Annotated in this window: 1 protein-coding gene; it reads right to left on the bottom strand. The window is 67.3% G+C overall.

Features of this window, described 5'->3' with window-relative positions; translation table 11 throughout:
* Positions 1-254, bottom strand: a 254-nt coding sequence (locus JK361_RS40835) for a phosphopantetheine-binding protein (protein ID WP_236054689.1), incomplete at both ends; no start/stop codon positions are given.

Below are 254 nucleotides of genomic sequence, written 5' to 3'. Positions count from 1 at the left end.
TCGACACCGAGAACGGTACGGATGCGGCTGACGACCCGGGTCGCGAGCAGGGAGTGCCCGCCCAGATCGAAGAAGCTGTCGTCGATCCCGACCCGCTCCGCACCCAGAACTTCCGCGAAGACCGCACACAGGGCCTCTTCACCCGCGGTGCGGGGCGCACGATAGGAACCGGTGACGTAATCGGGTGCGGGCAGAGCCCGACGATCCAGCTTGCGGTTCACCGTGAGCGGGAACGACTCCAGCACCACCACCGC

Origin of the sequence: Streptomyces musisoli, assembly GCF_016741855.1 — a bacterium.
GTDB classification, from domain to species: domain Bacteria; phylum Actinomycetota; class Actinomycetes; order Streptomycetales; family Streptomycetaceae; genus Streptomyces; species Streptomyces musisoli.
The sequence above is the reverse complement of the archived record's forward strand: the minus strand, read 5'-3'. Positions and strand labels throughout refer to the sequence as shown.